Source organism: Pseudomonas triclosanedens, assembly GCF_026686735.1.
Taxonomy (GTDB): Bacteria; Pseudomonadota; Gammaproteobacteria; order Pseudomonadales; family Pseudomonadaceae; genus Pseudomonas; species Pseudomonas triclosanedens.
In genome coordinates this window covers 389,575-416,552 of record NZ_CP113432.1, presented here as the reverse complement: position 1 = coordinate 416,552, position 26,978 = coordinate 389,575, and the positions used below count along the sequence as shown (strand labels likewise).

The following is a 26,978-nucleotide window of genomic DNA, read 5'->3' as shown; positions in this document are numbered from 1 at the left end:
ATGAAGCGATTCGCAGCTCTCCTGCTGCTCGTCGTGCCGCTGACAAGCCACGCCGCCAAGGCGCTGGACCCGGCGCCGCCGGAACTGCTCGCGCGCGGCGAATACCTGGCCCGCGCCGGCGACTGCGCCGCCTGCCATACCGCGCCGGGCGGCAAGCCCTTCGCTGGCGGGCTGCCCCTGGCCACGCCGCTGGGCGCCGTGTACTCCACCAACATCACGCCCGATCCGAAGACCGGCATCGGCAGCTACCGCTACGAAGACTTCGCCCGCGCGCTGCGCCAGGGCGTGGCCAAGGGCGGCTCGCGGCTCTACCCGGCGATGCCCTACACCGCCTACGCGAAAATCAACGACGAGGACATGCAGGCGCTCTACGCCTGGTTCCTCGAAGGCGGCGTGCAGGCAGTAGCACAACCCAACCGCGATCCCGACATCGCCTGGCCGCTGAACATGCGCTGGCCTCTGGCGGTCTGGAACGTCCTGTTCCACGACGACCAGACCTACCAGCCGAATCCCAGGCAGAGTGCCACATGGAACCGTGGTGCCTACCTGGTCCAGGGGCTCGCCCATTGCGGCACCTGCCACACCCCGCGCGGCATGGCGTTGCAGGAAAAGGCCACCGACGAACGCAGCGCCGGATTCCTCGCCGGCGCCGCACTGGGCGGCTGGTATGCCTTCAACATCACCCCCGACACCCACAGTGGCATCGGCGGCTGGAGCGACGCCGAACTGGTGCAGTACCTCAAGACCGGCCGCGTGCCCGGCAAGGCGCAGGCCGCAGGGCCGATGGCCGAGGCCGTGGAGCACAGCTTCCAGCACATGACCGACGCCGACCTGCAAGCCATCGCCAGCTATCTGCGCAGCGTCCCGGCGGTCAGCGACGGCGAGCGCAAGGCGCGTTTCCAGTGGGGCGAAGCCGCCGACGACGTGATCGCCCTGCGCGGCGCAGACTTCGCCGCGCAACCCAAGGCCGACGGCGCGCGTCTGTACCTGGGCAACTGCGCCAGTTGCCACTCCTGGAGCGGCGAGGGCGTGCCCGACGGCTACTATCCGATGCTCACGAAGAACACAGCGGTCGGCGCGCTGCAGCCAGATAATCTGGTGCAGGTGGTGCTTGGCGGCGTGCACCGCAAGGTCGGCGCAGATGAAGTGTTCATGCCCGGATTCGCCGGAACTCTTGACGACGAACAGATCGCCACCCTGGTGAACTACCTCACCGCACAGTTCGGCAACCCCGACGTGAAAGTCGACAGCGCCCGGGTCGCCGAGATACGCCAGCCGTAAGGCAGCGGCCCGCCGAGGAAAGGCGGGCCGCCGCGTTGACAGCCGCAGCTCGCTCGCGGAAGCTCCCCCTACCCCGGAGTCGTCGCGGAACAACGGATGTCCATGTCCAACAAGACCAAGAAGCCTCGTCCCACTCCCATCGTTCAGCCGTCTCCCGCGCCCCGCCGCACCTGGCTCGCGATCGTCGCGGGGGTATTGCTGCTGGCCACCATCGGCGCCTGGATATGGGTCCAGCAGGACACCGGAGTCCAACTGCCGAGCAACCATCCACCGATCACGACGGCCACGCCACCGGCGCAGCCTGCACCGCCACCGCCCGCCGCCACTTTCGTCGCCGAATCCGAATGCCAGGGCTGCCACCAGGCGCAGACCAAGGACTGGCAAGGCTCCCACCACCAGCAGGCAATGAAGCCGGCCAGCGAGGGCAATGTGCTCGGCGACTTCGCCGACGTCACCTTCAAGGGCGAGACCGAGACCACCCGCTTCTTCCGCAAGGGTGACGAATACTGGGTCAACACCCCCGGCGCCGACGGTAAGCCGGCGGACTTCAAGGTGGCCTACACCTTCGGCTTCGAGCCGCTGCAGCAGTACCTGGTGGAGTATCCAGACCAGACAGGCGGCCGCCTGCAGGCGCTCGGGGTGGCCTGGGATAGCCGCAAGAACCACTGGTTCCAGCTGATGCCCGGCCAGCGCATCGACTACAAGGACGAACTGCACTGGACGCGCCCGGCACAGAACGCCAACTTCATGTGCGTCGAGTGCCATACCACCGGATTCAAGCGCAACTACGACGCCAAGACAGACACCTTCGCCAGCCACTGGAACAGCCTGGGCGTCGGTTGCCAGGCCTGCCACGGGCCCGCATCGAAGCACCTGGAGTGGGCGCAGAAGCCCGATGGCAGCGCCGGCAAGGGCTTCGACAAGCCGCTGCAGAACGCCAGCCAGACCACCATCGTAGAAACCTGCGCCCGCTGCCACGCGCGCCGCGCGCCGCTGGCCGACGGCTTCGATACCAGCCACCGGTTCATGGACGACTACCTGCCCAGCACCCTGACCCGCGAACTCTACGAGATCGACGGCAAGATCAAGGACGAAGTCTTCGAGTGGGGCTCCTTCACCCAGAGCAAGATGTTCGCCAAGGGCGTGCAGTGCACCGACTGCCACAACCCCCACAGCGGCGAGCTGAAGGCGCCGGGCAACGGCGTCTGCCTGCAATGCCACAACACCGCCGGCAAACCGGTACGCCCGGAAATCGACGGCAAGGGGCTGAAGGCGAAGAACTACGACTCCCCCGAACACCATCACCACCAGCCCGGCAGCCCCGGCGCACAGTGCACTTCCTGTCACATGCCAGGCCGCTACTACATGGTCAACGACTACCGCCATGACCACGGCTTCAGCCTGCCCAACCCCGCGCACGCTCGCCGCATCGGTGCGCCGGACGCCTGCCTGGCATGCCACAAGGACACTCCGGCGAAGAAGATCGGCGACCAGTTCCGCCAGTGGTATGCCAGCGAGCTGCCAGCCAAGGCGAACGCCTCCAGCAACCCCACGCCGCGCTATGACGACACCTTGTGGAAGGCTCGCGGCGGCATGCCCGGCGCTTCCCGCGCGCTGCACCTGCTGCTGGCCTCGCCAGACCTGCCGGCGATCCGTCGCGCGACCCTGATGGCCGAGCTGCCCAACTACCCCAGCCCGCGCTCGCTGGAGCTCGCCGCCCTGAGCCTGAAAGACCCCGATCCGCAGGTACGCAACGCCGCCATCGATATCCTCGTGCCACTCGCCAACGGCCCGCAGCAGGCGCTGGTGCTCGCCCCCATGCTGGCTCCGCTGCTGTCCGACCCGATCCGCGCGGTACGCATCGCCGCCGCCTGGCAACTGGCGCAACTGCCGCCGCAGGCCCGCGCCGGGCTGGATGCCGCACTGGAGAAGGGCCTGCGGGAATACGAAGACGTACAGAAGGAACTGACCGAGCGCGCCGAGGCCAATCTCAACCTCGCCATGCTCTACGAGCGCACCAACCGGCCCGAGCAGGTCGAGCCCGCGCTGCGCGCCTCGATGGCGCGCAACCCGGACTTCCTCCCGGCGCAGGTCACGCTCATCCAGTGGCTGGAAGCCAACGGCCGCCAGGCAGAGGCACGCCAGTTGCTCGACGACGCACTGCGCCAGCACCCCACCTCCGGCCTGCTGCACCACGTCAACGGCCTCGCACTGGTACGCCAGGGCGATCGCGCACAGGCGCTCAAGGAACTGCGCGAGGCAGTGAAGCTCGCGCCGGACGACGATCAGTTCCGCTACGTGCTGGCCATCGCCCTGCACGACAGCGGCGACGCCGATGCCGCCTGCCGCGAACTGGAAGCGCTGTTGCAGCGCCACCCAGCCAATCGCGGCGCACGCATGGCGCTGGTCGCTTACCTGCGCGAAACGGGGCAGATGCAGAAGGTGCAGATGCTGCTGTCGGAGCTGGAGCAGCAGAATCCGGACGACCCCTCGCTCAAGCGGGAATGAATCGAGGCAACCGACGACAGGCGGGAACTCACGAAACGGCGGACGCTCTGAGAGACGCGCATTCACTCAAGGAGACATCATGCGTCGCCGCTTCACCCCTGTCGTCATTGCCCTCACCCTCCTGCCGTTGGCATCCGCGTTCGCCGAAGACCGCAGTTTCTGGCGCGGAGTCCTGACCTCCGGCGCCACCACCGCCTCGACCTACCTCACCAGCCGCGACGACCACAAGCTGGTCGGCCCGGCACAGGACGACGCCGCCAGCTTCATCGCCAGCGACGGCGCCATCCGCGGCCCGTACCTGGAGGCCGCACTGCTGAAGTTGCGCAACGCCGACCCGGCCCTGGCCAACACCAGCGACAGCGAACTGGCCAGCGCCATCCTCGCCGCGCAGCACTGACCGCCGCGGCGCGCGTGGCTTCCAAGGCCGCGCGCGCCGCCCGGAAGGTTTCCGGAACTCGGCCAGCGCCCCGCGCATCTCACCTGTACACGGACCTACCGGAGGTGATTCCGATGCGCACCGCCAAACTGGCCACCGCGTTCGCCCTGCTCGCCCTGCCCCTCGCTCCGGCCTTCGCCGACGGCTTCTGGCGCGACATCATTTCGTCCGGCGCCACCACTGCGTCGACCTACCTGACCTTCAGGCACGACCACAAGTTGATCGTCGCCGCCCAGGACGATGCCGGCGCCTATGTCGCCAGCGACGGCGCCATTCGCGGCCCGTACCTGGAAGCTGCCCTCACCCGTCTGCGCAGCGACGATAGCAGCCTGCGCCAACGCAGCGACATGGAACTGGCCAACGCCATCCTTGCCCGCGACGACGACGAACCGCCCCACTGAACCCTCCCGTGCCCCGTGGCGCATCGCCACGGGCCATGCGAGGGCGCGATCGCTGTGCTCTACTGACGCTCCAGTCCCGACACGGAGCGCCCCATGAACGATCCCATCAAACCCCTCAGAATCATCCTGATTCTGCTGATCGTCAGCGAAAGTTTCTGGCTCCTGAGCCGCCTGCTGAGCGTGGTCGACCTGGAGATCTACTCGCTGCTGCCCTCCAATCTCTACAACCTGATCGGCATGCTCAGCAACGTGCTGATGATCCTGCTGTTCGTGTTCCTCATCCGGCTGATTGGCCAGTTGCAGCTCAAGCCCTGACCGTTTCCGCAGGGACTGCAACCGTTGCGCCACACGCAGTGGTTGCCGAGATTCACGGCTATCGCGGTGGGTCCTGCGATGCGTTCCGCGAGGCAAGCGCCGGATAGCTCCGCTCCAGCCGGGACCGCGCCATGAAAGAAGCCGCCCGAGGGCGGCTTTTTTCAGTTCAGCGCAGCCTTCACTCGCGGTAATCGTCCACCGGCACGCAGGCGCAGAACAGATTGCGATCTCCGTAAACGTTGTCCACGCGGTTCACCGCCGGCCAGTACTTGAAGGCGCGGGTGTGTTCGGTCGGCGTCACGGCCTCGGCGATCTCGTAGGGGCGCTGCCAGACGCCGGTGACGTCCGCCAGGGTGTGCGGCGCACGCTTGAGCGGGTTGTCTTCGGCCGGCCATTCACCCGCTTCGACCTTGGCGATCTCCGCGCGGATCGACAGCATCGCCTCGATGAAGCGGTCCAGCTCGTGCTTTGACTCACTCTCGGTCGGCTCGACCATCAGCGTGCCGGGCACAGGGAAGGACATGGTCGGCGCGTGGAAGCCATAGTCCATCAGGCGCTTGGCGACGTCTTCCTCGCTGATCCCGGTCTGCGCCTTGAGCGGGCGCAGGTCGAGGATGCACTCGTGGGCAACGCGGTCGTTGCGGCCGCGGTAGAGCACCGGGAAAGCATCGTCGAGCCGCTGGGCCAGGTAGTTGGCGTTGAGGATCGCCACTTCCGTGGCGTCCGCCAGTTGCGGGCCCATCATGGCGATGTACATCCAGCTGATCGGCAGGATGCTGGCACTGCCCCAGGGCGCAGCGCTGACCGCGCCGTTGAGCGGGTTCGGGCCCTCGATGCGGATCACCGGGTGGTTGGCGACGAAGGGAGCGAGGTGCTTCTTCACGCCGATCGGGCCCATGCCCGGACCGCCACCGCCGTGGGGGATGCAGAAGGTCTTGTGCAGGTTCATGTGCGACACGTCGGCGCCGATGTCCGCCGGACGCGCCAGGCCAACCTGGGCGTTGAGGTTGGCGCCGTCCATGTACACCTGGCCACCGTGGTTGTGGATGACCTCGCAGATCTCGCGGATGCCTTCCTCGTACACGCCGTGGGTCGACGGGTAGGTGATCATCAGGCAGGACAGTTGCGGGCCGGCTTCCTCGGCCTTGCGCTTCAAGTCCTCCATATCGACGTTGCCGCCCTTGTCGCACTCGACGATGACCACGCGCATGCTCGCCATGATCGCCGACGCCGGGTTGGTGCCGTGGGCGGAGGACGGGATCAGGCAGATGTTGCGGTGCGCGTCGCCACGGCTCTCGTGGTACTTGCGGATCGCCAGCAGGCCCGCGTACTCGCCCTGGGCGCCGGAGTTGGGCTGCATGCAGATGGCGTCGAAGCCGGTGATCGCGCAGAGCCAGCGCTCCAGCTCCTCGATCATCAGGCGGTAGCCCTCGGCCTGCTCGCGGGGCACGAAGGGGTGCAGGCTGGCGAATTCCGGCCAGGTGATCGGGATCATCTCGCTGGTGGCGTTGAGCTTCATGGTGCAGGAGCCCAGCGGGATCATCGCCTGGTTCAGCGCCAGGTCCTTGCCTTCGAGCTGGCGCAGGTAGCGCAGCATCTCGGTTTCGCTGTGGTGGCGATTGAACACCGGGTGGCTCAGGTAGCCGCTGCTGCGCTGCAGGTCGGCCGGGATGCCTTCGGCGACGCTGCCGGCGTCGAGCTGCGCGACATCCAGGCCGTGGCCGGTGCCGAGAACAATGTCGAACAGGCTGGCGAGGGTGTCGACACCGGTGGTTTCGTCGAGACTGATACCCAGGCGGTCTTCGCCGACGATGCGCAGGTTCACTCGGGCGGCGCGGGCGCGTTCGAGGATGGCCTGCTGCTGGGCGCCGACGTCGAGGGTCAGGGTGTCGAAGAAGTGCTGGTTGACCCGCTTCACACCCTTGGCGGCGAGGCCGGCGGCCAGCACGGAGGTCAGGCGGTGCACGCGCTGGGCGATGCGCTTGAGGCCCTGCGGGCCGTGGTAGACGGCGTACAGGCTGGCGATGTTGGCCAGCAGCACCTGGGAAGTACAGACGTTGGAGTTGGCCTTCTCGCGGCGAATGTGCTGTTCGCGGGTCTGCAGCGCCATGCGCAGCGCGGTGTTGCCACGGGCGTCCTTGGAAACGCCGATGATGCGGCCCGGCATGGCACGCTTGTACTCGTCCCGGCAGGCGAAGAAGGCCGCGTGTGGCCCGCCGTAGCCCATCGGCACGCCGAAGCGCTGGGCGCTGCCCAGGACCACGTCGGCGCCCAGCTCGCCCGGCGGGGTAAGCAGCAGCAGTGCGAGCAGGTCGCTGGCCACGCAGGCGATGGCCTGCTGGGCATGCAGGGCATCGATCGGGCCGCGCATGTCACGGATTTCGCCACGGGTGTCGGGGTATTGCAGCAGCGCGCCGAACACCTGGTGCTGACCAAGGTTTTCCAGCTCGTCGACCACTACGTCGAAGCCGAACGCTTCGGCGCGGGTCTGCACCACGGAGATGGTCTGCGGATGGCACTGGGCATCGACGAAGAACAGGTTGCTCCTGGCCTTGGCCACGCGCTTGGCCAGGGCCATCGCCTCGGCGGCGGCGGTCGCTTCATCGAGCAGCGAGGCGCTGGCGAGGTCCAGGCCGGTGAGGTCGATGGTCATCTGCTGGAAGTTCAGCAGCGATTCGAGACGACCCTGGGCGATTTCCGGCTGGTACGGCGTGTAGGCGGTGTACCAGCCCGGGTTTTCCAGCACGTTGCGCAGGATGACGGTGGGCGTCAGGGTGCCGTAGTAGCCGGTGCCGATCAGGCTGGTCCACAGTTGGTTCTGCTGCGCGTACCCCTTCAGCTTGGCCAGTGCACCCTGTTCGTCGAGGGCAACCGGCAGGTCCAGCGGCCGGTTCAGGCGGATGGCCGGCGGCACGGTCTGCACGATCAGGTCATCGCGACTGCCAAGCCCGAGGGTTTCGAGCATAGCGTGCTGCTCGGCGGCGTCGGGGCCCAGGTGGCGGGCAAGGAAGGCATCAGGCTGGTGCAGCTGGGAAAGCGAAGGGGTGTTCGACATGGCCACGGTCTCGAAAAGTCGGTCCGCAATCGGTCCGTAAAAAGAACAGGCCCCGACGAGTCGAGGCCTGTGTTTACAGCAGTGTCTTACGCGTCGGCGTCGCAGGAAGCGCGGTAGCCGGCGGCGTCGAGCAGCTTGTCCAGCTCGGCCGGGTTGCTCGGCTTGAGCTTGAAGAACCAGGAGCCGTACGGATCGTTGTTCACTTCTTCGGGAGTGTCGGCCAGCACGTCGTTGACGGCGATGACTTCACCGCCCACCGGGGCGTAGATGTCCGAGGCGGCCTTCACCGACTCGACGACACCAGCTTCCTGGCCTGCTGCCAGGGTCTTGCCCACTTCCGGCAGCTCAACGAAAACCACGTCGCCCAGTGCCTCCTGGGCATGGTCGGAAATGCCCACGGTTACGCTACCGTCGGCTTCCAGGCGCGCCCACTCGTGGCTGGCGGCATAACGCAGGTCGGCGGGAATATTGCTCATCTTGTTTTCCTCGAGGACATAGGCGACGGGCGGCGGTGCCGCACGATGCAAGTTAGTTCATGCAATTTAGATCAGGGCTTTGCCATGACGCACGAAATTCGGCTGAACGACGCGTACCGGGTACCACTTGCCGCGAATCTCCACTTCGGCGCGGTCGCCGGTGGCGGCTGGCACGCGGGCCAGGGCGATGGATTTGCCGAGAGTCGGGGAGAAGCTGCCGCTGGTGATCTCGCCCTCGCCGACACCGGCGACGCGAACCACCTGGTGGGCACGCAGTACACCGCGCTCCTCCAGCACCAGGCCAACCAGTTTGGGCGCATCGCCGGCCGCTTTCTGCGCTTCCAGGGCCTTACGGCCGATGAAGTCGCGCTCGGCGGGCTCCCAGGCGATGGTCCAGCCCATGTTGGCGGCCAGCGGGGTGACATCTTCGTCCATGTCCTGGCCATAGAGATTCATCCCGGCTTCCAGGCGCAGGGTATCGCGCGCGCCAAGGCCGGCGGGGGCGATGCCGGCGCCGACCAGGTCGTTGAGGAAGCCCGGCGCTTCGCTGGCCGGCAGCATGATTTCGAGGCCGTCCTCACCTGTGTAGCCGGTGCGGGCGATGAACCAGTCACCGTCGGCCTTGCCCTGGAAGGGCTTGAGTTCGCGGATAAGCGCGGCGCGCGACGGCGTAACCAGTTCGGCGGTCTTCTCGCGGGCGTTCGGGCCCTGGACGGCCAGCATCGCGAGGTCCGCGCGCTCGGTCAGGGTGACGTCGAAGCCTTCGGTGTGGGCCTGCATCCAGGCCATGTCCTTGTCGCGGGTGGAGGCGTTGACCACCACGCGGTAGCCGTATATGCCGAGGTAGACGATGAGATCGTCGACCACCCCGCCACGCTCGTTGAGCATTCCGCTGTACAGCGCCTTGCCCGGGGTTTGCAGTCTGTCGACATCGTTGGCCAGGAGCCGCTGCAGGTATTCCCTCGCCTGCGGGCCGGTGACATCCACCACGGTCATGTGGGAAACGTCGAACACGCCGCAATCACGGCGAACCTGGTGGTGCTCTTCGACTTGCGAGCCGTAGTGCAGCGGCATGTCCCAACCGCCGAAATCGACGATCTTGGCGCCGAGGGCGACGTGCAAATCATAGAGCGGCGTGCGCTGTCCCATGGGTGGTCTCCTTCCGGGCGTGGCGGGTGCGGAGCGCGAGAACGGCCCGCACGAAACGCGCGCATTGTAGTCGCATGACCGGTCTGTGGACAGCTTGTCCGACAGTCGATTCTCAGCGATTGTCGGAAGCTACTGACCTCGCGGAGCGACGAATCAGACCAATGACCGGAAACAGCCCTACCAGTACCAGCGTCAACGACGGCAATGCCGCGCGCGCCCACTCGCCTTCGCTGGTCATTTCGAAAACCCGGACGGCCAACGTGTCCCAGCCGAACGGGCGCATCAGCAGCGTCGCCGGCATTTCCTTGAGCACATCAACGAATACCAGCAGGGCGGCGCTCAGAGCACCCGGCAGCAGCAGCGGCAGGTAGACCCGCAGGAACAGGCCGGCGCCGCCGACGCCGAGGCTGCGCGAGGCTTCCGGCAGCGACGGGCGAATCCGCGCCAATGCGCCTTCGAGCGGCCCGTACGCTACCGCCATGAAGCGGATCAGGTAGGCCACCAGCAAGGCCCCCAGGCTGCCCAGCAACAGCGGCTTTCCGGCGCCGCCCAGGGCGCTGGAGAGCGGGATCACCGCGTTGTTGTCGAGCCAACTGAAGGCCAGCATGATTGCCACCGCCAGCACCGAGCCCGGCAGTGCATAGCCAAGGTTGGCCACGCCGACCGCCGTGCGCACCGCTGGCGTCGGCGCCAGGCGGCGGGCGAAGGCCAGCAGCAGAGCCACGGCTACCGTCAGCAGCGCCGCAAAACCACCCAGGTAGAGGCTGTGCAGGATCAGCCCCCAGTAGCGCTCATCGAGGTCGAAACGCCCTCTCTGCCAGACCCAGGCCACCAGTTGCAGCAGCGGGATGACGAAGGCGCAGGCAAACACCAGCAGGCACCAGGCGCTGGCGGCGAATGCTTTCCAGCCGCGCAGGCGGTACAGCGCCGCACCGCGCGGACGCTCGCTGGGCACGCCACTGCGGCCCCGGCTGTAGCGCTCGCCCAGCAGCACGAGCATGACGAACAGCAACAGCAGGCTGGCCAGTTGGGTCGCGCTGGAGAGGCTGTAGAAGCCGTACCAGGTCTTGTAGACGGCGGTGGTGAAGGTATCGAAGTTGAATACCGAGACGGTGCCGAAGTCCGCTAGGGTTTCCATGATCGCCAGCGCCAGCCCGGCACCGATGGCAGGCCGGGCCATCGGCAGGGCCACGCGCCAGAACGCCGCCCAGGGCGACAGTCCGAGTACCCGCGCCGCTTCGGTGAGCCCGCGCCCCTGGGCCAGGAAGGCGGTGCGGGCGAGCAGGTATACGTAGGGGTAGAACACCAGCACCAGAACGATGATCACCCCGCCGGTGGAGCGCACGCGCGGCAGCCGCAGGCCGGCGCCGAACCATTCGCGCAGCAGCGTCTGCACGGGCCCCGCGAAGTCCAGCAGGCCGACGAAGACGAACGCCAGCACGTAGGCCGGCACGGCGAACGGCAGCATCAGCGCCCAGTCCAGCCAGCGTCTTCCCGGAAATTCGCAGAGGCTGGTCAGCCAGGCCAGGCTGACGCCGAGCAGCGTCACGCCGACGCCGACGCCACCGACCAGGACCAGGGTGTTGCCAAGCAGGCGCGGCAGTTGCGTGTCCCACAGATGCGCCCAGATGTCCCGGTCGATCTCCGCCCAACTGAGCAGCAGCACGCTGATCGGCAGCAGTATCAGTGCGGCAATGGCGAAGACGATGGGGTACCAGCGGCGGGGGGCGGGACGCGACACGAAAACCTCGGTGGAGAAATGACCACGCGCCGCAGAAGCGGCGCGTGCAAACCTACGTCAGTGGCGGGCGCCATGCCAGCCTATCGTTCGGACGATGGGCCGGCCTCGCGCCGCGCTTGCGCGCAGAGGGCCGTGCGGTCAGTTCCAGCCGGCACGGTCCATCAGCTTGATCGCTTCTGCCTGGCGCTTGCCGGCGACTTCCACTGGGATGCTGTCGGCCTTGAATTCACCCCAGGCCGCCACTTCCTGCGATGGCGACACCTTCGGGTTGGCCGGGAATTCCTGGTTGATGCCGGCGAACAGTGCCTGGGCGTCCGGCCCGGTCATCCACTCCACCAGTTTCTTGGCCTGTTCGGGGTGCGGCGCGTGCCTGGTCAGGCCGATGCCCGAGAGGTTGACGTGCACGCCACGATCGCCCTGGTTCGGCCAGAACAGTTTTACCGGCAGCTCCGGGTTCTGCTGGTGCAGGCGGCCGTAGTAGTAAGTGTTGATGATGCCGACATCGCACTGGCCGGCGGCGATAGCCTGAAGCAGCGCGGTGTCGTCGGAGAACACGTCGGTGGCCAGGTTGCTTACCCAGCCCTTGAGAATCTGCTCGGTCTTCTGCTCGCCGTGGGTCTCGATCAGCGTCGCGGTCAGCGACTGGTTGTAGACCTTCTTCGCGGTACGCAGGCACAGGCGGCCTTCCCACTGCTTGTCGGCCAGCGCTTCGTAGGTGGTCAGTTCTTCGGGCTTTACCCGCTGGGTCGAGTAGGCAATGGTGCGGGCACGCAGCGACAGGCCGGTCCAGCTATCGGTGCCGGAGCGGTATTGCGGCGGGATGTTGGCGTCCAGCACCGGGGAATCGAACGGCTGCAGGATCCCCATCTTCTCAGCTTGCCAAAGGTTGCCGGCGTCCACGGTGAGCAGCAGGTCGGCAGGAGTGTTCGCGCCTTCGGCCTTGATCCGCGCCATCAGCGGCGCTTCCTTGTCGGTGATGAACTTGACCTTCACACCGGTCGCCTTGGTGTAGGCGTCGAACACCGGCTTGATCAGTTCGTCGATGCGCGAGGAGTAAACCACCACTTCGTCGGCGGCCTGGGCGGTGCCACCGATGGCGGCCAGCAGGAGGGTGGCGAGAAGACCTTTGCGCGCAAGCATGGAGCGTTTCCTATGCGGGATGAAGTCCTGCAAATGATAAGGAACCGCATTTGCTATTGAGGCGTGCGTTTGTGTCGAGGTGTTTCGGCGGGGTGCGGTCTGGCGTCGCGGGAGCGCACCAGACCGCTCCGGCTACACCCGCGCCAGCCCCGGCAGGTCGCCCGAAAGCCCCAGCGCCTGGCGCACGAACACACCCTTGGCCTCGTGGTGCTTGTCGACCAGCCGCAAGCCGGCGTTGCGCAGCCAGCGCACCGGCAGCGGGTCGGCCTGGAACAGGCGCTGGAAGCCTTCCATTGCCGCCATCATCGCCAGGTTGTGCGGCATGCGGCGCCGCTCGAAGCGGCTCAGCACGCGTTCCTCGGCGATGTTTTCGCCGCGCCCGTGGGCATGCAGCAGTACTTCGGCCAGCACCGCGGCATCGAGGAAGCCCAGGTTCACACCCTGTCCGGCCAGCGGGTGGATGGTGTGAGCGGCATCGCCGATCAGCGCCAGCCCCGGCTCCACGTAGCGCTTGGCGTGACGCTGACGCAGCGGGATGCACAGGCGACGGTCGGCGTGCTCGATGGCACCCAGGCGATGTTCGAAAGCCAGCCCGAGGGCGGCGCGGAAGCCGTCGTCATCCAGCGCCATGAGCTGTTCCGCCTGCTCCGGCATGGTCGACCACACAATCGAGCACCAGTGGGCGTCGCCGTCCTTCGCCAACGGCAGGAAGGCCAGCGGGCCGTCGTCGGTGAAGCGCTGCCAGGCCGTAGCCTGGTGCGGCTTCTCGCAACGCACGCTGGTGACGATGGCGTGGTGCAGGTAGTCCCATTCGCGGGTGGCACAACCAGCCAGGCGGCGCACTGCGGAGTTGGCGCCGTCGGCGGCGATCACCAGCGGCGTACGGATTTCACGGCCATCGGCCAGGGTCAGCAGCCAGTCGTCGCCGGAATGGCGCAGTTGCTCCAGGCGCGCGTTGGGCAGCAGGCCGAGGGCGGAGTCGTGCAGGCGCTCCAGCAGGGCATCCTGCACCACGCGGTTCTCGACGATATGGCCAAGCATTTCGGCATGTACGCTGGCGGCGCTGAAATGGATCTGCCCGGTGCCGGAACCATCCCATACCCGCATCTCGCGGTAGGGTTCGGCGCGGCGCTCGGCGATGCCGTCCCACGCATGCAGACGCTGGAGGATGCGCCGGCTGGCTTCGGACAACGCACTGACCCGCGGCTCGAAGGGGCCTTCGCGGTCGAACGGCTTGACGCTCAGCGGCGAGCCGTCCAGCAGCAGGATGTCCAACCCGCTGCCTTCCAGGGCCAGGGCCAGGGCGCTGCCGACCATTCCCGCCCCGACGATTACCAGATCCGCGTGCATGTGCGTTCCTTCTTCAGCGGCCCGCGCGGCTCAGGCGCGGGCATCGAAATTCATGCGACCTGTCGCGCGCGCGGCTTGAGCCGGACGTACAGGGTCTTCTGCACCCGCGCCACCAGCGTGCCCTCGCCATCGCGCACCTCGGCGTGCAGGCGTGGCAGGTACTTCGCGCCGTCGGCAGTTTGCTCGCGGATGTCGTCGAGCAGTTGCTGGTCGATGCGGAAATCGGCGTAAACCGGGCCCTTGCCGGGGCTGACGAACTCGATGTTGGCCGCCTTGTCCCAGACGATGTAGTCGCGCCCCAGGTTCTCCATCAGCATCAGCATGAAGAACGGGTCGGTCATGCTGTACAGGCTGCCGCCGAACTGCGTGCCGACGTAGTTGCGATTGAACAGGGACAGGCCCATCTTCACCCGCACTTCGCGGAAGTCCGCACTGATGTGGCGTACCCGCACCCCGGCACCGAGGTAGGGTGGGTAGAGGTTCAGGCCAAGGCGCAGCAGGCGGGCGCGGCGGGCTTTATTGCGCAGTTCCATCGTATCGACTCAGACCGGCCGGGCGCCCAGGCCCATCGCCTGGCGAGCGAACCAGCGCTTGGCTGGCGGCAGGAGATCCAACCCCAGCAGGCCGAGGTTGCGCCCCGTGGCAAGCAGCGGCTGGGCATTGGAAAACAGGCGGGTGACGCGGTCGGAGAAGCCGACGGTCATCTGCTGGTCGAGCCGCTGGCCGTCGAGATAGCGCTGCAGCACGGCGAAACTCCCCGGCCTGGCGTCTTCCTGCAACAGCCGGTCGCCCAGGGCCTGGGCATCGCGCAGCGACAGGTTGAAGCCCTGCCCTGCAATGGGATGCAGGCTGTGGGCAGCGTTGCCCAGCACGACCAGGTGCGGGCGAATCTGCTCTTCGGCCTCGATCAGGCTCAGCGGGTAGCCATAACGCACACCGACCTGGCGGAAGGCCCCCAGGCGGTAGCCGAAGGCATCCTGCAGCTCGGCCAGGAAGGCGCTGTCGGGCATCTCGCGCAGGCGCTGCGCGTCGCTGCCGTCGCGGGTCCAGACCAGCGCACAGCGGTTTTCCGGCAGCGGCAGCAGCGCCAGCGGACCGCTGTTGGTGAAGCGTTCGAAAGCCTGGCCGCGATGGGCTTCGAAGGGACTGACGTTGGCGATCAGCGCGGTCTGCCCGTAGGACGAGGAGCGCACGCCGATACCCAGTTGCTCGCGCAGGCCCGAGCGGCCGCCGTCGGCCAGCACGGCGAGGTCGCAGTCGAGCTGCGAGTCGTCGTCCAGGGTCAGGCGGTAGCCGTCGCCGATGGCTTCCATGCGCCGCACTTCGGCAGGGCAGCGCCAGCTCACCACTTCCGGGTCCAGCGCGTGCCACAGGCACTGGCCGAGCCAGGCGTTTTCAGTCACGTAGCCAAGCGCCGGAACCCCCTCTTCAACCGCCGTCAGGCGCGCGGAACCAAAACGGCCGCGATCGGAGACGTGGATCTGGGTGATCGGTTCGGCGCGCTGGCTGATCTGCTGCCACAAGCCAAGACGTTCGTAGATCTGCCGGCTGCCGAAGGACAGCGCGGACGAGCGCGCGTCGTAGCTCGGCTGGTAGGAATCGCCGGGAGCGAAGGGCTCGATCAGGACGATCCGCCAGCCTCGCTCGCGGGCGCCAGCCTGGAGAATCAGCGCCAGGCTCGCGCCAACCAGGCCACCACCGATGATGGCCAACTGCGTGCGCTGCATGTCAGGCCGCCTTCGCCTTGGCTTCGGCCATCAGCGCCTCGATCTCGGCAACGGTCTTGGGTACGCCATTGGTGAGGACTTCGCAGCCGGTCTTCGTCACGACCACGTCGTCTTCGATGCGCACGCCGATGCCACGCCATTTCTTCGGCACGTCGGTGTTGTCCGGCGAGATGTAGATGCCCGGCTCGACGGTCATCGACATGCCCGGTTCCAGCACGCGCCACTCGCCGCCGACCTTGTATTCGCCGACATCGTGCACGTCCATGCCCAACCAGTGGCCGGCACGGTGCATGTAGAAGGGCTTGTAGGCTTCACTGGCGATCAGTTCGTCGACGTCGCCACTGAGCAGGCCGAGCCTAACCAGGCCGGCGGTGATGACCCGCACGGTGGCTTCGTGGGCTTCGTTCCAGTGGCGGCCCGGGGCGATGAAGTCGAAGGCGGCCATGTTGGCTTCCAGCACCAGCTCGTAGATGGCCTTCTGCTCGGGGCTGAAGGTGCCGTTGGCGGGGAAGGTGCGGGTGATGTCGCTGGCGTAGCAGTCGATCTCGCAGCCTGCGTCGATCAGGATCAGGTCGCCGTCCTTGATCGTCGCGTCGTTCTCCCGGTAGTGCAGGATGCAGGCGTTGCGGCCGGTGGCGACGATGGAGCCGTAGGCGGGCATCTTTGCCCCACCCTTGCGGAAGGCGTATTCCAGCTCGGCTTCGAGGTGGTACTCGTTCAGGCCGGGGCGGCACACCTGCATGGCGCGCACGTGGGCGCCGGCGGAAACCTCGGCGGCGTAACGCATCACTTTCACTTCGCCTGCGCTCTTGTACAGGCGCAGGTCGTGCAGCAGGTGATCGAGCGCCACGAACTCGTTCGGCGGCTGCGCGCCCTGGCGGGCCTTGGAACGGATCACGTTGATCCAGTCCATCAGCCGGCGGTCGAACTCCTGGTTCGAACCCAGCGCGTAGTAGACGCGATCACGGCCTTCGATCAGGCCCGGCAGGATGTCGTCGATATCGCCTATGGGGAAGGCGTCGTCGGCACCGAAGTCCTTGATCGCGCCGTCCTGGCCGGCACGCAGGCCGTCCCAGAGCTCACGCTCCGGATCGCGCTCGCGGCAGAACAGGACGTACTCGCCATGCTCGCGGCCAGGAATCAGTGCGACCACTGCTTCGGGCTCGGGGAAGCCGGTAAGGTACTGGAAGTCGCTGTCCTGGCGATAGACGTGCTCGACGTCGCGGTTGCGGATGTACATCTGCGCCGCCGGGAGAATGGCGATGCTGTTGGGTTCCATCTGCTCCATCAGCGCCTTGCGCCGACGGGCATATTCCGACTTGGCGATACGGATCATGCAGCGACCTCAATGCAGGGAAGGTTTCTCGGCCGGTACCGGCACCTTGCCGAATTCGGAGAACAGCAGCAGCGGGGCGACACGCAGGTACTCCTGCACTTCCATATAGTCGGCCTCGCCATCTTCGGAGTCTTCCAGCGCACCCTGGACCTGGGCGATGGCGGCGATGTCCTGGAGCACTTCGTCGGCCTCGTCGGACAGGCTGGGAGAACGCAGCGCCAGGCCGAAGCCGGCGAGGAAGCCCTGGCACCACTGGCCCAGAGCCGCGGCACGCTCGGCCAGCGGCGCGTCATCGTTGGGCAGCATCAGCACCACGGCCATCTCGCCGGCGCCGAAGTCCTGCTGCACCATGCCCAGCAGGCCACCGAGCGCCGCGCTCAGGCGCTCGCCCGGCTCACCGCCGAGCAGCTCGCTGGCAGCCTGGAGCCATTCGGCCTGGTCGAAACCGCTGCCCGCGCAGACGCGGCCCAGCAGGTGGCCGTGCAGTTCGGCGGGGGAAATCGGCAGGGCAGCCTCGGCAAGCAGGGCGGCGAAGGCGGTGTAGGCGGAACTGGACGTGGACATATCGAACCCGGGGTATGACAGCTAGGCGCCATCAGGCGCCGCGCTTAGAATGTGGTCTCGTATCCTAGCACCGCCGCACACTGCAAGACCATGTGACGGCCCGTGCGTTGACCCACCCCCACGGCAGTCCTATATAGTTCCCGGTCATCGAGTAGAAGAGCCAAGCGAGAGCCCATGGAAGACGCCGACCTGCACGCGCTGATCGCCAAGTTCGACCTGCTGCTCCAGCGCCTGGAACAGCTCAAGGCCGAAAACCGGCTGCTGCGGGCGAACGAAAAGAGCTGGCGGGAAGAGCGCGCCCATCTGATCGAGAAGAACGAATTGGCGCGGCAGAAGGTCGAAGCGATGATTTTGCGTCTCAAAGCCTTGGAGCAGGACTCATGAGCCAGTCGAATACCCTGAACGTTCAAATCCTCGACAAGGAGTACTGCATAGCCTGCCCTCCCGACGAGCGAGTCAACCTTGAAAGCGCCGCACGCTATCTCGACAGCAAAATGCGCGAGATCCGCTCCAGCGGCAAGGTGATCGGCGCCGACCGCGTGGCGGTAATGGCAGCGCTGAACATCACCCATGACCTGCTGCACAAGCAGGAGCGCCAGGACCAAGATTCCAGCTCCACCCGCGAGCGCGTGCGCGAACTGCTCGAACGCGTGGATCGCGCACTGACCAGCGATCCCCTTACCACCGATCAGAGGCAGGGTGAAGTCTGACCCGGGAAGTTTCCTTGGGGTATAATCCGCATCGCTCCCTGGTGTGTTTGCCAGTCGGTGATGTCCCTGAGCCGATAATTGCAACAACGGAGGTTGCCAGTTGGGCTGGTGTGCATGTCCGCACGACGGAAAGCCTTAAAGCCTACTGCAACCGCCACCTTGAACTCTCGGGTTCAAGGGCTAACCCGACAGCGGCATGTCCGGGGAGCTTTACCCCTCGATGATCCACGCAGCCTCTCTTTCCCGCCCTGCCCTGCGCCGCCAGTTGCGCCAGGCCAGACGTGCACTTACCCCGCTCCAGCAACGCCTCGCCGCCCAGGCCTTGTACCGTCGGCTCGCACAGCATCCTCTGTTCCGCCGGGCCAGGCACATCGCCCTGTACCTGCCCGCCGACGGTGAGATCGATCCACGCCCGTTGATGAAGGCAGCGCAGAAGCGCGGCAAGGCGACCTACCTGCCAGTGCTTTGCGCCTGGCCGCCGACACGCATGGCGTTCCAGCGTGTCGGAATCGGCGAGCGCTGGACCCGCAATCGCTTCGGCATCGGCGAGCCCGTGCGCGACCGCACACGACAACGGCCAACCTGGGCGCTGGACCTGCTGTTGCTGCCATTGGTTGGCTTCGACCCGCACGGAGGCCGGCTGGGGATGGGCAAGGGATTCTACGATCGGGCCCTGGCCTACCTCGGAGTGCGCAAAAAATGGCACAAACCGACACTACTGGGCCTGGCACACGAATGCCAGAAGGTCGATCGACTGGAGCTGGCCAGTTGGGACGTACCGCTGATGGGCACGGTGACGGACGGCGGCTGGTATGGCCGCATCGCACTGGCGCCGCGATCCCTGCGGCGGCCGGTGGAGTGAATCAGGGTTGCTGAGTGACCTGGGCAGGTACGTTGCCCTGGCGTTCCCAGAGGCTCTGGGTGTAACCGGTGGTGACGACCCCAAGACCGAACAGGATTACCAGAACCCACAAAAGATCAGGCTTGCGTTTCATCGATTGCCTCCCCCTTCCAGGCAAACTGTCAACGATGGCCGGCGGTGTTTTTTTTTGCCCGTCCGGCGAGCCAAGCTAAAGTCGCGGCATTCTCCGACAATGAAAAGCTTCCCGCAATTCTGACGCCAACCGATCGTCGGAGGAGACGCGGCCCCCAAACTGCGGCCTGACCAGAGCAAGGTCCGTGCCGCCTACGATATTCAATGAAGGCAGTTACGAACCGGGCAATCAAAGACGAGAACGACCTAACATTAATCTCGACGAACCGCTCGTCCGATGCCCCGAACAAGGAGAACCCCCGCGAATGCCCCGCGCCTACTGGCTGATGAAATCAGAACCCGACGAACTGTCGATCCATGACCTGCAACGTCTGAAAATCGCTCGTTGGGATGGTGTGCGCAACTACCAGGCGCGCAATTTCATGCGCAGCATGGCGCCCGGCGACCTGTTCTTCTTCTATCACTCCAGTTGCCCCGAGCCGGGCATCGCCGGGGTCGCCCGCATCGAAGGCGAACCCTATGCCGACCCCACCGCGCTCGATCCCGGCAGCCACTATCACGACCCCAAGGCCAGCGCCGAGAAAAACCCTTGGACGGCGCGCGATGTCGGCTTCGTCGAAGCCTTCGCCGCGGTGCTGCCTCTGGCCACGCTCAGGGCCCAGCCCGGCCTTGAGGAAATGCCGCTGGTGCAGCGCGGCAGCCGGCTGTCGGTGATGCCGGTTACCGAAGCGCAATGGCAGATCGTGATGGGCCTGGCGAGGAAGTGAAAGACCTATAGCACTGTGCTATTAGGTAAGTGATATCTTCGGAATTCATTGCATGCACCGCCTGAAGTCCTCATTCGCCACTTATCTCGGACTTGGCGGCCTACTCTGTGTCCTGCTCCTGGCCAGTACCTGGCTGGGTCGCGAGCTATTGGACAGCGAACGGCAGCGGGTGCAGGAGCGCCTGGGCTTTCAGGCGCGCAGCCTGACGCACCAACTGGAGGCCAACCTGCACGAGCAGGTGCAGGGCCTGAACCTGCTGGCGCAACTGTGGACCCATCACAACCGCATGCCGCGCGCGGAATGGGAGCTCGATGCGCGCTTCTACATCAGCAATTTCGCCGGCTACCAGTCGATCCAGTGGGCCGACCCGAACATGAAGGTACTCTAGGCCGAACCGGTACAAGGCAACGAAGCGGCGCTCAACTTCCAGCTCACGCCCAGCCATCCCAACTACGCAACCGCCCTCGCCGCCCGCGATACCGGCAGGCCGCACCTGAGCGACAGCATCGAGCTGCTCCAGGGAGGCCGTGGCTTCGTCCTGTACACGCCCATCTATCTGCACGATGCCAACGGTGCGCTGCATTTCGACGGGTTCATGCAGGGCGTTTTCCGGGTCGGCACTCTGATGGATAACCTGCTGGAACAGGCCGACAACCATCTCTTCAGCGTCCGCCTGCTGGAGCATGGCCAGCCGCTGTATACACGCGTGCAACCGGACGGCCTGCTGGAAGACACCCTGCGCATTCCCTTGCGACTGCTCAACAACCGCAGCTTCGAACTGGAACTCAGCCCCAGTGCGGCCCTGGTGCAATCGCTCGCCACGCCACTGCCGATGGTGGTGTTCGGCACGAGCGTCACCATTAGTCTGCTGCTGGTCGCCGCCCTCGCCCTGGCGCGGGAGAACGCACGCCGCGCCGCCGCGTTGAGCACAGGCAACCGCCAACTGAGCCAGGAGGCCGAACAGCGCCGGGAAATCGAACGCGACCTGCGCGACAGCCGCGAACGCCTGCAACTGGCCCTGGACCTTACCGACTCCAGCCGCGACGCACTATTCATCTTCGACCTGCAGCATCGCGAGCTGCTGCACATGAACCGCGCCACCTACAGCAGCCTCGGCTACAGCGCCGAGGAGTTTCGTCACTTGCTGCGCGACGACCCGGAGCGGCTGATCCCCGGCTTCTTCGCCTGGTTGCAACTGGTGCAGCAGGCGAGCCGACTGAATCTGTCGATGATCTTCCAGCGCGAAATGCAACGGCGCGACGGCAGCCTGCAAGCGGCGGAGATCAATACCCAACTGATCCACCGGGGTGAGCGCGACTACCTCATCGCCGTCGCCCGGGACAACAGCGAACGACTGCAACTGGAAGCGCAATTGCAGAAGCTCTCGCAGCAGGACGGCCTGACCGGGCTGTTCAACCGGCGCCACTTCGACCGCCAGCTACAGAGCGAATGGCGTCGCCTGCGCCGCGCCGATGCGCCGCTGGCCGTACTGATGCTGGATGTTGATCACTTCAAGCGCTTCAACGACTGCCTCGGTCACCTGGCGGGCGACGACGCGCTGCGCCGGGTTGCCGGCGCGCTGCAAGGCTGCCTCCAGCGCGAAGGAGATGTCGCCTGCCGCTACGGCGGCGAAGAGTTCGTGATCATCCTGACCGACACCGGCCAGGATGGCGCCAGCCACGTTGCGGCGCGCGTGCATCAGCGCATCGCCGAACTGGCCATCGAGCACCCCGGCACCGAACTGGGGCGGCTGACCCTGAGCATCGGCGTAGCCATCGCCACCCCGGGGCAGGATACGGAGCCGGACGAACTGATCGCCCAGGCCGACAAGGCACTCTACGAAGCCAAGCACCGCGGGCGGAACCAGACCTGCGTGTGGCCGGTGGAATAACGCGGAGGGTGAAACGTAGGGCGTATAACGTTCGACTTGATCCCCAGGCACGCCGAATCCAGCCTCGGAGCCGCAGTCTCATGGCACTTCGAGCTCGACCATGACACCGACGATGGGCACGGTGTAACGGCGCCGAACGGTTGTACGCCCTACGCCATCTGCCCGATGGTTCTGCGGAACCGCCACAAGGCGCCGAAGAAGAACGTCGCGCCAATGCCGACAATGGCCAGCAACTGCGGCCAGACGATGGACAGGTCGGCGCCACGGTAGAGAATCGCCTGGGCCAGGCTGACGAAATGTGTGGTCGGCGCCGCCAGCATGATGTTCTGCACCAGCTCCGGCATGCTTTCCCGTGGCGTGGTGCCGCCCGAGAGGATCTGCAGCGGCATCAGCGTGAGGATCACCAGCAAGCCCAGTTGGGGCATCGAGCGCGCGACCGTGCCAAGGAAGATGCCCATCGAGGTCGTGGCGAACAGGTGCAGTGCAGCGCCGAGCAGGAACAGCCCCACCGACCCGCTGATCGGCACGTCGAGCCAGCCGCGCACCACCAGTTGCAGCGAGATCGCCGCCGCCACCAGCACCACAGTGCCCATCGACCAGACCTTGGCCATCATGATCTCGAAAGTCGTCAGCGGCATCACCAGCAGGTGCTCGACCGTGCCATGCTCGCGCTCACGGATCAGCGCCGCGCCAGTGAGGATGATCGAGAGCATGGTGATCTGGTTGATCACCTCCATCACCGCACCGAACCACGCCTGGGTCAGGTTCGGGTTGAACTCCATGCGTACCGCCAGCTCAGCCGGCATGGCGGCCTCGGCGCGGTAGCGGCTGACGAATTCACGCACCTCGGTGCCGACGATGTTCTGGATGTAGCCGGCGCCGGAGAACGCCTGGCCAGTCTGGGTGGCGTCGACGTTGACCTGGATCGCCGGCTGCCGGCCAGCCAGCACGTCACGCTGGAAGTCCGGCGGGATGTCCAGGGTGAAGGTATACAGGCCAACGTCCATGCCACGGTCCATCTGCGCGTGGCCGATCATCTCCGGCGTGCGGAAATACGGCGGCTGGAAAGCATTGACGATGCGCGAGGAGAGTTGCGACTGGTCCTCGTCGACGATGGCGATCGGCGCGTGGTGCAAGGTTTCCGGTACCCCGGTGGCCGAGCTGTAGACGCCCAGGCTGAAGGCCCAGGCGATCAGGATCAGCATCGCGTAGTCGCGCCCCAGGCTGCGGAACTCCTTGATGCCGAGGTTGAAGATGTTCGCCAGCTTCCTCATCGCTCAGTCCTCCTGCTTCTTCAGGAAGTACACGCTGAGCAACGTCAGCACCACGACCATCGCCAGCAACGGCAGGTAGTAGCCCCACAGGTCGGCAAAACCCAACGCCTTGGAAAAGGCGCCACGGCTGATGATCAGGAAATGCGACGTGGGATAGAGCTCGCCGATGAAGGCCGCCGCACCCTCCAGCGACGATACCGGGTGGATCAGCCCGGAGAACTGGATGGCCGGTATCATGGTAGCGATCGCGGTGCCGAACACAGCGGCGATCTGGCTCTTCATGAAGGTCGAGAGCAGCAGCCCGAGGCCGGTGCTGGTCACTACGTACAGGAATGCTCCCACCAGCAGGGCGAGGAAGCTCCCCTTGAGCGGCACCTGGAATAGCAGCACCGCCATCGCCAGCATCAGCACGAAGTTGACCACCCCCATGCCGATGTAGGGCAGTTGCTTGCCGAGCAGGAACTCCAGGCGCGTAACCGGCGTGACGTAGAGATTGGTGATCGAGCCAAGCTCCTTCTCGCGTACCACGCCCAGGGCGGTGAGCATGGCGGGAATCATGATCAGCAACAGCGGAATCACCGCCGGCACCATCGCCTTGAGACTTTCCACGTCGGGGTTGTAGCGGTAGCGCACCTCGGTGCTCGCCGCCGCACTGGCGGCCGCGCCGCCATTCTGCCGAGCCAGGTCCGCCAGGTAGCTGGAGTGCAGGCCCTGCACATAGCCGAGCACGGTATTGGCGCGAGTCGGCATGGCGCCGTCGATCCACACGCCGATGGCAGGATCGGCACCGCGCTTGAGGTCTCGGCCGAAGTTCGGCGGGATTTCCACCGCCAGGCTCAGTTCACCGCTGCGCATGCGCCGCTCCAGCTCCTCGGGGCTCTGGATCGGCGCGTGCTCGACGAAGTAGCGCGAACCGGCGATATTCAGCGCGTAGGACTGGCTGGTGGTGGTCTGGTCGCGGTCGAGGACCGCATAGGTGAGGTCCTCGACATCCATGTTGATGCCGTAACCCATGATGAACATCAGCAGCGCGGTGCCAACCAGCGCCAGGGTCAGGCGGATCGGATCGCGGCGCAGCTCCATCGCCTCGCGGCGCGCGTAGCTGAACAGGCGCAGCCAACTGAAGCGATCGTTGCCCTTGTACCTGCCAGGCCCGGCGGAGCTTTCCGATGCGGGCGCGGTTTCTGGAACCGGCGCGCTGCCGGCGGCCTCTTCCAGATAGGCGATGAAGGTAGCTTCCAGGGTCGGCAGGCCGCGCTTCTGCATGAGTCCCAGGGGAGTGTCGCTGTCGAGCACCTTGCCGGCGTGCATCAGCGAGATGCGGTCGCAGCGTTCGGCCTCGTTCATGAAGTGGGTGGAGATGAAGATGGTCACGCCGTCGTTGCGCGACAGCTCCACCATCAGTTCCCAGAAGCCGTCGCGGGCCACCGGGTCCACCCCGGAGGTCGGCTCGTCGAGGATCAGGATTTCCGGCTTGTGGATCACCGCCACGGCCAGCGACAGGCGCTGGCGAATACCCAGCGGCAGGCTGTCGGGCAGCTCGTCCTTGACCCTGCCCAGGTCGAAGCGCTGGAGCATTTCCTCGACGCGCGGGCCGATCTGCTCGCGCGGGATGTGGAATAGCTTGGCGTGCAGTTCGAGATTCTGCAGCACCGTCAGCTCGGCATACAGCGAGAATGCCTGGGACATGTAGCCGACGCGCCGGCGGGTCGCCATGTCCTTCGCGTTGACCGGCTGGCCGAACAACGCACAGGTGCCTTCACTGGCCGGCAGCAGGCCGGTGAGCATCTTCATGGTGGTGGACTTGCCGCAGCCGTTGGAGCCGAGGAAGCCGAAGATCTCCCCGCGCTCGATGCGGAAGCTGACGTGGTCCACCGCGACGAAATCGCCGAAGCGGCAGGTCAGCCCTTCGGCCTCGATGGCGATCTGCGGCGCGCCGCCGTGCTGCGGACGCGGCGGAATGACCAGCCTGTGGTGGCCGGCGCGCTTGCTCTCGGGCAACAGGGCGATGAACGCCTCCTCCAGGCTCTGCGTCGCCGTGTGCGCGCGCAGCTCTGCGGGCGTACCGGTGGCGAGCACCTTGCCCTCGTCCATCGCCACGAGCCAGTCGAAGCGCTCGGCCTCCTCCATATAGGCGGTGGCCACCAGCACGCTCATGCCTTCTCGGCCTGCGCGGATGCGGGCGATCAGTTCCCAGAACTGGTTGCGCGACAGCGGGTCGACACCAGTGGTGGGCTCGTCGAGGATCAACAGGTCGGGATCGTGGATCAGCGCACAGCACAACCCGAGCTTCTGCTTCATGCCGCCGGACAGCTTGCCCGCCGGGCGCTCGGCGAAGGGCGCAAGCCCGGTGGAATGCAGCAGGTCGGCGATGCGCCGCTCCCGCTCGGCCTTGTCGTGGCCGAACAGACGGCCGAAGAAGTCGACGTTCTCGAACACCGAAAGCGTCGGATAGAGGTTCTTGCCCAGCCCCTGCGGCATGTAGGCGATACGCGGACACACGGCACGGCGGTGACGGGGATCGCGCATGTCGCCGCCCAGTACCTGGATCTCACCGCTCTGCATCTTCCGCGCGCCGGCGATCAGCGCCAGCAGGCTGGACTTGCCAACGCCATCCGGTCCGATCAGGCCAACCATGCGGTTGGCCGGAATCTCCAGGCAGACATCATCTACCGCGCGGGTCTCGCCATAGCGCAGCGAGACGCCGGCGAGGTGAGCCACACGGTCGGCGCCACTCATTGCGGGACCTTGATCTGCAGGTCAGCGGGCCACTGCACCTGCGGATCGAGGCGCAGGTAAGCCATGCCGGGCACGCCGGTCTTCACGTAGGTGATGTACTTCTCAAGCAACCCCGGATCGAGGCGCGCCTTGACGCGGAACATCAGCTTCTCGCGCTCGTTGGCGGTCTCCACGGTCTTGGGCGTGAACTGCGCGACACTGGCAACATAGGACACCTTGGCCGGGATCACGTACTCCGGCACCGCGTCGATCACCAGGTGTACTTCCTGGCCCAGCTCGACCTTGCCGGCCTGGGCCGATGGCAGGAAGAAGGTCATGTAGACGTCGGCCAGATCGACCATGTTGAGCAGCTTGCCGCCAGCCGCCAGGACCTCGCCCGGCTGCGACACACGGTACTGCACACGGCCGTTGCGCGGCGCCTTGAGCAGGCTGTCGTCGATGTCCGCCTGCAGGCGCACGGTGCTCGCGGTGGCGGCCTCGATGGCCGATTGCGCCTCTATAACCTGGGAACGTGCGGCGGCGATACCGGCCTGCGCCGACACGACCTGCGAACGCGACGCGGCCAGCGCTGCCTCGGCACTCTGCAACGTAGCGCGGTCGTCATCCAGTTGCTGTTGCGGCAGCGCGTTGCGCTTGACCAGTTGTTCGGTGCGGCTGAAGCGCTTCTGCGCGGCGGTCAGTTCGGCCTGGCGCTGCGCTACCACGGCCTCGGCGGTAGTCTTCTCGCTGGTGCGCTGGGCAACCAGGGATTCGGCGGTGAGCTTGGCGTTCTGCGCCTGGCGCACCTCGGCCTGGGCCTGAGCCAGTTGTGCCTGGAGCACCTGGGTGTCCATGCGCGCGACGACCTGCCCTTCCTTCACGAAGTCGCCTTCGTCGACCATGATCTCCGCCACCCGGCCGGGCAACTTGGTGGCCACGTCGACCTCGGTGGCTTCGATGCGGCCATTGCCGCTGGCGAATCCCTCGCCCAGGCCGTTCGGCTTGAACGTCTGCCAGGCAAGCGCGGCGAGCACGCCGAGGACCACGACGATCAGCCCACGGGTACGCCAGCGTTTCGTATTTCCTGTCATCCGATATTCCTCGTGTACACGCTCGAATTCGAGCGAATTATGGAGGGATTGTCG

The 26,978-nt window shown here is 66.2% G+C and carries 23 protein-coding genes, 1 other RNA gene and 1 pseudogene; 11 read left to right on the top strand and 14 right to left on the bottom strand.

The window, feature by feature from the left end:
• The 5 genes from OU419_RS01915 (at position 1) to OU419_RS01895 (ending at position 4,941) form a co-directional block, all read left to right on the top strand.
• Entirely contained in the window at positions 1-1,281 is a 1,281-nt protein-coding gene (locus tag OU419_RS01915; protein WP_254470006.1) for a cytochrome c, read from the top strand.
• Between the two features lie 96 nt (positions 1,282-1,377).
• Complete coding sequence (locus tag OU419_RS01910; RefSeq protein ID WP_254470005.1) at positions 1,378-3,789, top strand: tetratricopeptide repeat protein; 2,412 nt, start codon at positions 1,378-1,380, stop codon at positions 3,787-3,789.
• 79 nt (positions 3,790-3,868) lie between these two features.
• Positions 3,869-4,186, top strand: coding sequence for a DUF2388 domain-containing protein (locus OU419_RS01905; RefSeq protein ID WP_254470004.1), 318 nt, complete (start codon positions 3,869-3,871; stop codon positions 4,184-4,186).
• 113 nt (positions 4,187-4,299) lie between these two features.
• Entirely contained in the window at positions 4,300-4,626 is a 327-nt protein-coding gene (locus tag OU419_RS01900) for a DUF2388 domain-containing protein (RefSeq protein ID WP_254470003.1), read from the top strand.
• A gap of 93 nt (positions 4,627-4,719) precedes the next feature.
• On the top strand, positions 4,720-4,941 hold the full coding sequence (locus OU419_RS01895) for a hypothetical protein (protein WP_254470002.1): 222 nt from the start codon (positions 4,720-4,722) through the stop codon (positions 4,939-4,941).
• 178 nt (positions 4,942-5,119) lie between these two features.
• Here OU419_RS01895 and gcvP read toward each other — a convergent pair whose 3' ends face one another.
• The 10 genes from gcvP to OU419_RS01845 all read right to left on the bottom strand — a co-directional run bounded on the left by gcvP (position 5,120) and on the right by OU419_RS01845 (position 17,479).
• A complete protein-coding gene (gene gcvP / locus OU419_RS01890; protein ID WP_254470001.1) occupies positions 5,120-7,996 on the bottom strand; it encodes an aminomethyl-transferring glycine dehydrogenase in 2,877 nt (958 codons plus the stop codon).
• Between the two features lie 86 nt (positions 7,997-8,082).
• Positions 8,083-8,472 carry a glycine cleavage system protein GcvH gene (gcvH, locus tag OU419_RS01885; RefSeq protein ID WP_254470000.1) on the bottom strand — a complete coding sequence of 130 codons (390 nt, stop codon included), beginning with the start codon at positions 8,470-8,472 and terminating at the stop codon, positions 8,083-8,085.
• Positions 8,473-8,538: 66 nt separating this feature from the next.
• The gene (gene gcvT, locus OU419_RS01880) at positions 8,539-9,621 is read right to left on the bottom strand and encodes a glycine cleavage system aminomethyltransferase GcvT (protein ID WP_254469999.1); all 1,083 of its coding nucleotides are present in this window, start codon (positions 9,619-9,621) and stop codon (positions 8,539-8,541) included.
• 112 nt (positions 9,622-9,733) lie between these two features.
• On the bottom strand, positions 9,734-11,362 hold the full coding sequence (locus OU419_RS01875; protein ID WP_254469998.1) for an ABC transporter permease: 1,629 nt from the start codon (positions 11,360-11,362) through the stop codon (positions 9,734-9,736).
• Positions 11,363-11,500: 138 nt separating this feature from the next.
• Complete coding sequence (locus OU419_RS01870; RefSeq protein WP_254469997.1) at positions 11,501-12,502, bottom strand: extracellular solute-binding protein; 1,002 nt, start codon at positions 12,500-12,502, stop codon at positions 11,501-11,503.
• A gap of 132 nt (positions 12,503-12,634) precedes the next feature.
• Entirely contained in the window at positions 12,635-13,852 is a 1,218-nt protein-coding gene (locus OU419_RS01865; protein WP_254469996.1) for a 2-octaprenyl-3-methyl-6-methoxy-1,4-benzoquinol hydroxylase, read from the bottom strand.
• Positions 13,853-13,902: 50 nt separating this feature from the next.
• Positions 13,903-14,385, bottom strand: coding sequence for a DUF4442 domain-containing protein (locus OU419_RS01860; protein ID WP_254469995.1), 483 nt, complete (start codon positions 14,383-14,385; stop codon positions 13,903-13,905).
• A gap of 9 nt (positions 14,386-14,394) precedes the next feature.
• On the bottom strand, positions 14,395-15,579 hold the full coding sequence (gene ubiH / locus OU419_RS01855) for a 2-octaprenyl-6-methoxyphenyl hydroxylase (protein ID WP_254469994.1): 1,185 nt from the start codon (positions 15,577-15,579) through the stop codon (positions 14,395-14,397).
• Position 15,580: 1 nt separating this feature from the next.
• On the bottom strand, positions 15,581-16,915 hold the full coding sequence (gene pepP / locus OU419_RS01850) for a Xaa-Pro aminopeptidase (RefSeq protein ID WP_254469993.1): 1,335 nt from the start codon (positions 16,913-16,915) through the stop codon (positions 15,581-15,583).
• 9 nt (positions 16,916-16,924) lie between these two features.
• On the bottom strand, positions 16,925-17,479 hold the full coding sequence (locus OU419_RS01845) for a UPF0149 family protein (RefSeq protein WP_254469992.1): 555 nt from the start codon (positions 17,477-17,479) through the stop codon (positions 16,925-16,927).
• A 174-nt stretch (positions 17,480-17,653) separates the two neighbouring features.
• Between OU419_RS01845 and OU419_RS01840 the strand changes: the two genes are divergently transcribed.
• The 4 genes from OU419_RS01840 to OU419_RS01825 all read left to right on the top strand — a co-directional run bounded on the left by OU419_RS01840 (position 17,654) and on the right by OU419_RS01825 (position 19,051).
• Positions 17,654-17,863 (top strand): TIGR02449 family protein, encoded by a 210-nt coding sequence (locus tag OU419_RS01840; RefSeq protein WP_205338614.1) that lies wholly within the window; start codon positions 17,654-17,656, stop codon positions 17,861-17,863.
• Entirely contained in the window at positions 17,860-18,189 is a 330-nt protein-coding gene (locus OU419_RS01835; RefSeq protein ID WP_254469991.1) for a cell division protein ZapA, read from the top strand. Before OU419_RS01840 ends, OU419_RS01835 begins: the two co-directional genes overlap by 4 nt.
• Before the next feature lie 32 nt (positions 18,190-18,221).
• Positions 18,222-18,400: non-coding RNA, 6S RNA (gene ssrS / locus OU419_RS01830), on the top strand.
• Between the two features lie 9 nt (positions 18,401-18,409).
• Complete coding sequence (locus OU419_RS01825; protein WP_254470352.1) at positions 18,410-19,051, top strand: 5-formyltetrahydrofolate cyclo-ligase; 642 nt, start codon at positions 18,410-18,412, stop codon at positions 19,049-19,051.
• A gap of 1 nt (position 19,052) precedes the next feature.
• Here OU419_RS01825 and OU419_RS01820 read toward each other — a convergent pair whose 3' ends face one another.
• Positions 19,053-19,184: a hypothetical protein gene (locus OU419_RS01820; protein WP_268172917.1), complete on the bottom strand. Its 132-nt coding sequence runs from the start codon at positions 19,182-19,184 to the stop codon at positions 19,053-19,055.
• 304 nt (positions 19,185-19,488) lie between these two features.
• On the opposite strand from OU419_RS01820, the gene OU419_RS01815 reads away from it, so the two are divergent.
• Together OU419_RS01815 and OU419_RS01810 are read left to right on the top strand one after the other, a co-directional pair.
• Positions 19,489-19,950 carry an EVE domain-containing protein gene (locus tag OU419_RS01815; RefSeq protein ID WP_254469990.1) on the top strand — a complete coding sequence of 154 codons (462 nt, stop codon included), beginning with the start codon at positions 19,489-19,491 and terminating at the stop codon, positions 19,948-19,950.
• Between the two features lie 52 nt (positions 19,951-20,002).
• A pseudogene (locus tag OU419_RS01810) lies at positions 20,003-21,841 on the top strand (sensor domain-containing diguanylate cyclase).
• 149 nt (positions 21,842-21,990) lie between these two features.
• Here OU419_RS01810 and OU419_RS01805 read toward each other — a convergent pair.
• From OU419_RS01805 to OU419_RS01795, 3 genes are read right to left on the bottom strand one after another with little or no spacing between them, the layout of a single operon-like run.
• A complete protein-coding gene (locus OU419_RS01805; protein ID WP_254469989.1) occupies positions 21,991-23,115 on the bottom strand; it encodes an ABC transporter permease in 1,125 nt (374 codons plus the stop codon).
• 3 nt (positions 23,116-23,118) lie between these two features.
• The gene (gene rbbA, locus OU419_RS01800) at positions 23,119-25,854 is read right to left on the bottom strand and encodes a ribosome-associated ATPase/putative transporter RbbA (RefSeq protein ID WP_254469988.1); all 2,736 of its coding nucleotides are present in this window, start codon (positions 25,852-25,854) and stop codon (positions 23,119-23,121) included.
• Positions 25,851-26,924 (bottom strand): HlyD family secretion protein, encoded by a 1,074-nt coding sequence (locus OU419_RS01795; RefSeq protein WP_254469987.1) that lies wholly within the window; start codon positions 26,922-26,924, stop codon positions 25,851-25,853. Before OU419_RS01795 ends, rbbA begins: the two co-directional genes overlap by 4 nt.
• Positions 26,925-26,978: the final 54 nt, after the last annotated feature.